Source organism: Oceanobacillus sp. FSL K6-0118, assembly GCF_038006665.1.
GTDB classification, from domain to species: Bacteria; Bacillota; Bacilli; order Bacillales; family Amphibacillaceae; genus Oceanobacillus; species Oceanobacillus caeni.
In genome coordinates this window covers 1-6,134 of record NZ_JBBOVR010000007.1, presented here as the reverse complement: position 1 = coordinate 6,134, position 6,134 = coordinate 1, and the positions used below count along the sequence as shown (strand labels likewise).

Here is a 6,134-nt window from a genome sequence, read left to right as displayed (position 1 = left end):
GTCGCAAAAGAATTAAATATACCGGAATCTACTGCTCGATATTATCGGGATCATTTTATAGATTACATTCCTTCCGTTGGCGAAGGCAGAAAAAAACGTTACCGATTGGAAACGGTGGAAGTGTTGCGGTTCATTGCAGAGGGGTTTAAACGCAAGCTAACCGCAATCGAAATTGAAGATGGTCTAAGCCAGATGTTTCCTAAGAATATCGATATGAAAGAAACAACCGCAACAACAACAGCAGTAGTGCAACAGCAATCAGAAAATGACAATAAACACTATGCTTTACAACTTCAAAATGCACTGGAACAAATGAATGCAACCATGAAAATAATTGCTGATCAAAAAGAGGAAATTACGGAACTGCGGAAACATGTTGCGGATATAGAAAAACAGCAACAAAAACAAGAGGATTATATCAATAACCGATTAGAAGAACGAGATCGAAAATTAATGGAATCATTGAGAGAAATACAAGAAGCTAAAAATGAAATAGCAAATGCTCGAGAAGAAAAGAAAAGGGGATTCTTTACGAGATTTTTCAAGTAAAATATTTACCCTTCTTCTAAAATAAACCTCTTTTTTATGCAGGATTTTATGCATGTTGGAAGGTGGATCCCGAAGGAAAAACCTTAATTTATCAAGCATGTATAAAATCCTGTATATTAGATAAAAAAATGGGAGTTTCCAAACGTTGATTTATCAATGTTTTTTTATTTTGTAACTTCCTAAAACAGACATTATGTTAACTGGAAATGGATTTTTATTCATAACGAAAATATTTTTTCCATTATTCAAGTAAAGCAATATTTAGATAAAATAAATAAATATTGCAATTTTAAAAAACCCTAGGAGGATTTTCCAAGTGGAGGTAGAATTCTATAAATAAAAAAGGGGGTATATTTTTATGGCTTTACATTCTATTTTTACAAGAAAAATAGGTGTTACTATTGCTATTAGTTTTTTATCATTAATACTATTAATGATTATGCCATTAGTAACATCTGCTGAAGAAAGTAATGAAATTGAAAAAAATGAGCAAACTGACGCTCAAGAAATTCTCTCAAACCCAGATTCTTATATTAACTATCTAGAAAACTATTCAGAAGAAGATGCAATCAACGCGGGGGTAGACACTTCATATATCAATGAAGCTGTAGAAGATGCAAGAGAACAAGCTGAAAAATTTAAAAAATTAACAACTGATGAACAAAAAGAAATACTAGATATGATGAAAAGTCCAGACGTATTTGAACAATCTTCTCAAATAATTAGTGAAGAAGATCCAATAGGAGGAATAAGTTTATTAGCTAGCCAAAGAACAATTAGTCATACTTCAACTTTACGTCTTCTTGGAATTGATTGGACTAAATATAAAGTAACAGGGGTATATAATTATAATTCAAAGGGTGCAACTTCAACTAAAAGCACAAAGGGAATTGTTGTAAGAAATTTAAATCCAATGGTTCAAACAAGCAATACTTCAAATCAAGGTTTAGTATCAAAGGGTATTTATACAGGAACATCTACCTTTAACTATAAAATTGGGCCACTTAAAGGTCTCAGTGTTCAAATAGGAACATATAATATTCAAGTAAAGGGTAATCACAAAGGTAAAACCAGTGGTAAAGGTTGGACAAGTTCGTAATAAATTCCTATATTAAACATTTAGGAGAATGTTAGAATGACTAAAAAAACTAAAAAAACATTATTATGGATTAGCATAACTATAATTGTTCTAATAGTTATCTTTAGTATAATTGGTGCTAGTACATTCTTAAATATTTAAGATCAATTTCAGAAAATAGTCTAAAAAAAGAGGCTAAAACAAAAGTATTTTAACCAATGAAAACCCAAACTATTACACGAAATTCTAATTTAGAGTTTCGTAATAATTTGGGTTTTTTATTATATCACTTAATTAAATTAAAAATTATTCAGCTTTATAAGTTCTCCTTGTTTTGGGGTGTGAGTGCTGGCTGGGGGTGCGGGGGCTAGCCCCCGCATAGCGTTGATAATTATGGATAAAACAGATATCTTTGATCGGATGCACTAGCGTTTTTGGCGGTACAATAGATAGAGCAAGCCGATTGTATTAAATCCTCGTTTTGGGTATGTTCGGCTTGGCGATATGCCTACACCGCCAAAATTTCGGAATGCAAGGGGAAAAGGGTGGAGATTTTTTTGAGCGTAGCGTTCCGAAGGACAAAAAAATACTACCCGAACCTTGTATGGAGAAAAGCTCCTTATATATAGAGTGAGAAGAGAGAGAGTCTAAAAGGTGTAATAAAGGTTAATATATCAGTAGTTTTAGAGTTTTTCGTCCGTGGTATTTTTACCACACTTTCGTGGTAAAAATACCACGAACAAAAAATACGAACATAATAAAAATCGCAGTTGTCAAATGTAAACAACTGCGATTTGTTTTAAAATAATTTATCAGGTAAATCTTTCATTACGGGCATTTTCATAGCTTTATAAAACATCACTTGTAAAGCATTATTAATATTATCTTTATCTCCTGCATAAATAACATGAGGATTAACAAAAATCGCATACGCTCTTGCATTATTTCCATCTAGGCCACTTTCTGACTTCGCTATAATACCTTTTCTTTTTAATGAATTAATAGTTTTACTTGTATTAGACCGATCAGAACCCAACATTTCAGCAATATCTGTAATATTAGCAGGAACTGGCGTTTTAGCTTTAATATCAATAACAATACAATTACTATCAAAAGCTACTGACGGTACAATATCCAATAAAAAGGTCTTTTCCCTAGTAGTTAAGTATTTATTTTTTCTTAAAAACTCCCAATTATTTTGCATATATTGAGCAAACCTCACTTTAGATTGAGAACTTTTTTTAGTTCCTATGTAAAGTTCCTTCCCAGTACCTTTGCTTAAAGTAGCAAGAGCATTTTCTATTTCTTCTTGTGATATACCAGCATGGCTTAAAGTATATTTTAATCTCTCAATCTCTGAATCTCTTTCTCTAGCTTTCTTTTCTGCTTGGTCGAAATCTACAATTTTTGCCATAAATTAATTCTCTCCCTTTTGATGGAAGGAATTAACCCTAATATGATATAATATAAATAATAATATTGATATGTAAGGGATAATCCCTTCAAAATTTTTGAAAAACCGCCTTGCCGACCAAAGCAATGGGCGGTTTTTCTTTATCTTTATATCTTCTATCCTAGCATAATTTTCCTTTCTTCGAGACATTTTTCATTGTTCAATTTTGGAAATGATTTATAATATATTTAGTTAAAGTGATGTCGCAATTCCTGGAGCGACGAATAAAACAGGAATCGTTATTCCTATTGGCGATTAATAAAAAGGAATCGCAAACCTCGTCTGCGATTAATAAATTCGAGGCCGGAAAGTAATAAGACAGTAAAGGGTCATAGGAAACTATGACCTTTTTTGTTTTGCTTTAAATTTTTTGATAAGAAATGTACCGAATTTTGTAAGATGCACGTTTAAACTTAGTAGAAAGTCTTAAAAAAGTGATATCAAGTAAAAAGAGCAAGGAATCCAATAGGCACAGCCTATTTAGACACTTCCCAATGGAAGTGATATCGGATTCCCTTATGCTCTTTCATAAAAATAGTGTTTAATAGATTAATAGAATTGTTCAAGATATTTTTTCATCTTTCTAGGCTATTATTTTTCTCTCTCATTTTTCTCTGTTCTTGAACATGTACTCTTTCAAAATAATTTTCTATTCCTTGTTTTTCCATATCACCTTTTAAAAGGTCTCTAAACCCTTTAAATTTGTCTTTAAATATTTTCTTAGTGTTTTTATACAAAACTCTTAAATTTTTCTCTAAAACGCTTATATGGCTTTTTAACAAGCTATTCTCTTTAGAAAGCTTTTCATTTTCTAAATATAAATTGGTATATTCCTCCGTAAAATCTTCATATCTCTCGTCTTCACGTTTTAGGTCTTTTTTTAACTGCTGATTCTCTTTCGCCAAGTCAGTATTTTTCAAACGGTTATAATCTTTTTGAATGGCAACTGCAGCAGTAACTTGTTCATTCATTTTTTTATATTGTGTTGGTGTCAAAACCAAGTTTCCAGTTTTCTTTTTAATCACTTCTGATTTCCCAAACAACTTATCTTTTACTTCTGTTTTAACTTCTTGTCTTTTGAATTTAACTGCTTTTGGCTCTAATGTGGCAGTTAATTCATCCAATCTTTCTTCTTGTTTTTCTACCTTTTGTTGGACTTCTAAAAAAACTTTTTCATGGTATTTTGTCTCTTGTTTAAATCTGTCCATGTCTTGATGTTTTTTCTTCGTCACTTCTTTAGGCTCTCCACGTTCCAACTGGTAACCTTTATCATTTATAAATTCATTAAATCGATCTTGAAGCTTGGTTAAAGCCGACTTATTCCCGATAACATCCTTAGCACTTAAGCGTCCATCTTCCGTTAACGGAACAACGCCAAAATGCATATGCGGTGTGCTTTCATCCATATGTATCGTGGCATATACCACATTTTCTTTTCCATATTCATCCTCCAGGAACTCCAACGAATCTTGGAAGTATTTTTTTACCTGGTCCTGGTCCATATTTTCAAAAAACATATTATCACTCGTTATGATGCCATCAATATGACGTATCGCATCACTTCGTATTTTTCGTTTTCCTGTGTAACCTTCTTCAATTCTCTTTTCAATTAATTCATTGTAATTTTGCTTTTCTTGGCCATGAATTAAATCCACATTTAAATGCGTTCGTTCATGATCAATATCTTTGTTGTTGTAATTATTATTTTCTCTTTGAACATGTTTTTGAATCCCGGTTGTATTGGCTGCTTGTTTCACTTTCTCCACTCTCAAAATCGAGTAGGACATTTCTGTATAACCTCCTTTTTTGGGGGAAGCACTAAGAAGACTTATCCATCTATTTTTCTATAAGTCTAACACACTAGACTTATATCCATAAGTCGTGTGCCCTGCGGGGCGTTCGGCTAGCGCCGAAGCACGCTAGTAGCGTGCAAAAAACCTTGGGCTTTGCCCAAACCCACTGGGGAACTCTTCCCCAGACCCCATTAATTAACTCCCCCACCCCCCTCAATTTTGAGGGGGCTCCCTCGCCGGTAGGCAGGAATCGAATGGATTCGATTCAATGCCAAGAGGGTTCGGGTGCGGTGAGTTTGTCAATGCCTTTCCGTTCCTTATGCTCACTTCGTTCCGCTACCACTCCAAGACATTGACAAACGCCATATGAAGCATTTTAAGCCCTTATAAGAGGTCGCCCCTAGTTAAAACCATATTAAGCCTAAAATTCCAATATAGCTTTTATTTGGCTTAATAGGATGATTGATTGTACGTGTCCTTTGCTTCATCTACGGTTTTCATATCAAATTCTACATACATAGCACGAACCAGGTCTTGGATCTGTTCATCATCATAGCCAAGTTTCTTCGCTCCAAGAATGACATATCCTAAACAAGCATTATTACTCCATTCACTTTCATTTCCAAGTTCTTTATTATTGTTTAAATATGCATTTGCAACAACTTCACGTAAAAATTTTGAACGGTTACCTTCTGCTTTTTCATCAAGCCAATTCCACATATCATCAGAAAGCGTGAGAGATACCTTTTTAGTCGTTCCCATACTAGGACGTCCAATTTTTCCCAGCTGACCCATTGCTAATTTTTGGCGACAATTCGCACATAAAATGACGTAATCATCTCCTGAATAAAAATCAATTACATCATGCGTATCACCGCAATTCATACATTTTGCTTCTTCAATTTGAAAGAACCCCGTTGGCATACTCCTTTCTAATTCCTTGAGTGCCTTCCTTGCTTCTTCTCTTGTTCTATATGTAATTTCTTGACCATCTGTTTCGATCTCACTACTCGTTATGATTTCACCATTTTTCCCACGAATAACGAACATTCCAATCACCCCTAATCTTAAGTTACTTTTATTGTACCATTTAGGTAACCTAAAATCAATAATTTAAGTTACCAAAAGGCAAATAATTTAAGTCCTTTTTCTAAAACAATTTTGCTTTAGTAGGTGATTGCGGAACTGCTGTAGAATAAGAATAATAGATTTCCCGTAGATCGGAGTGATAGACATGAAAAAATTAATGACCATGGCAGAG

5 protein-coding genes are annotated in these 6,134 nt (G+C 33.5%); 2 read left to right on the top strand and 3 right to left on the bottom strand.

What is annotated here, in order from left to right; translation table 11 throughout:
* Together MHI02_RS18450 and MHI02_RS18445 are read left to right on the top strand one after the other, a co-directional pair.
* Positions 1 to 549, top strand: a 549-nt coding sequence (locus MHI02_RS18450) for a DUF3967 domain-containing protein (RefSeq protein ID WP_341166227.1), incomplete at its 5' end; no start/stop codon positions are given.
* A 358-nt stretch (positions 550 to 907) separates the two neighbouring features.
* Positions 908 to 1,648: a hypothetical protein gene (locus MHI02_RS18445; RefSeq protein ID WP_047185843.1), complete on the top strand. Its 741-nt coding sequence runs from the start codon at positions 908 to 910 to the stop codon at positions 1,646 to 1,648.
* A gap of 778 nt (positions 1,649 to 2,426) precedes the next feature.
* On the opposite strand, the gene MHI02_RS18440 is transcribed toward MHI02_RS18445, so the two are convergent.
* The 3 genes from MHI02_RS18440 to MHI02_RS18430 all read right to left on the bottom strand — a co-directional run bounded on the left by MHI02_RS18440 (position 2,427) and on the right by MHI02_RS18430 (position 5,923).
* On the bottom strand, positions 2,427 to 3,041 hold the full coding sequence (locus MHI02_RS18440) for a MarR family transcriptional regulator (protein WP_076955173.1): 615 nt from the start codon (positions 3,039 to 3,041) through the stop codon (positions 2,427 to 2,429).
* Positions 3,042 to 3,655: 614 nt separating this feature from the next.
* Positions 3,656 to 4,867, bottom strand: a complete 1,212-nt coding sequence (mobV, locus tag MHI02_RS18435; RefSeq protein ID WP_341166226.1) for a MobV family relaxase — start codon at positions 4,865 to 4,867, stop codon at positions 3,656 to 3,658.
* Positions 4,868 to 5,323: 456 nt separating this feature from the next.
* Positions 5,324 to 5,923 (bottom strand): hypothetical protein, encoded by a 600-nt coding sequence (locus MHI02_RS18430; protein WP_047185850.1) that lies wholly within the window; start codon positions 5,921 to 5,923, stop codon positions 5,324 to 5,326.
* Positions 5,924 to 6,134: the final 211 nt, after the last annotated feature.

Coding starts and splice junctions, on each gene's coding strand:
- mobV (WP_341166226.1), bottom strand. CDS start 4,867: ATGTCCTACTCGATTTTGAGAGTGGAGAAAGTGAAACAAGCAGCCAAT.
- MHI02_RS18440 (WP_076955173.1), bottom strand. CDS start 3,041: ATGGCAAAAATTGTAGATTTCGACCAAGCAGAAAAGAAAGCTAGAGAA.
- MHI02_RS18445 (WP_047185843.1), top strand. CDS start 908: ATGGCTTTACATTCTATTTTTACAAGAAAAATAGGTGTTACTATTGCT.
- MHI02_RS18430 (WP_047185850.1), bottom strand. CDS start 5,923: ATGTTCGTTATTCGTGGGAAAAATGGTGAAATCATAACGAGTAGTGAG.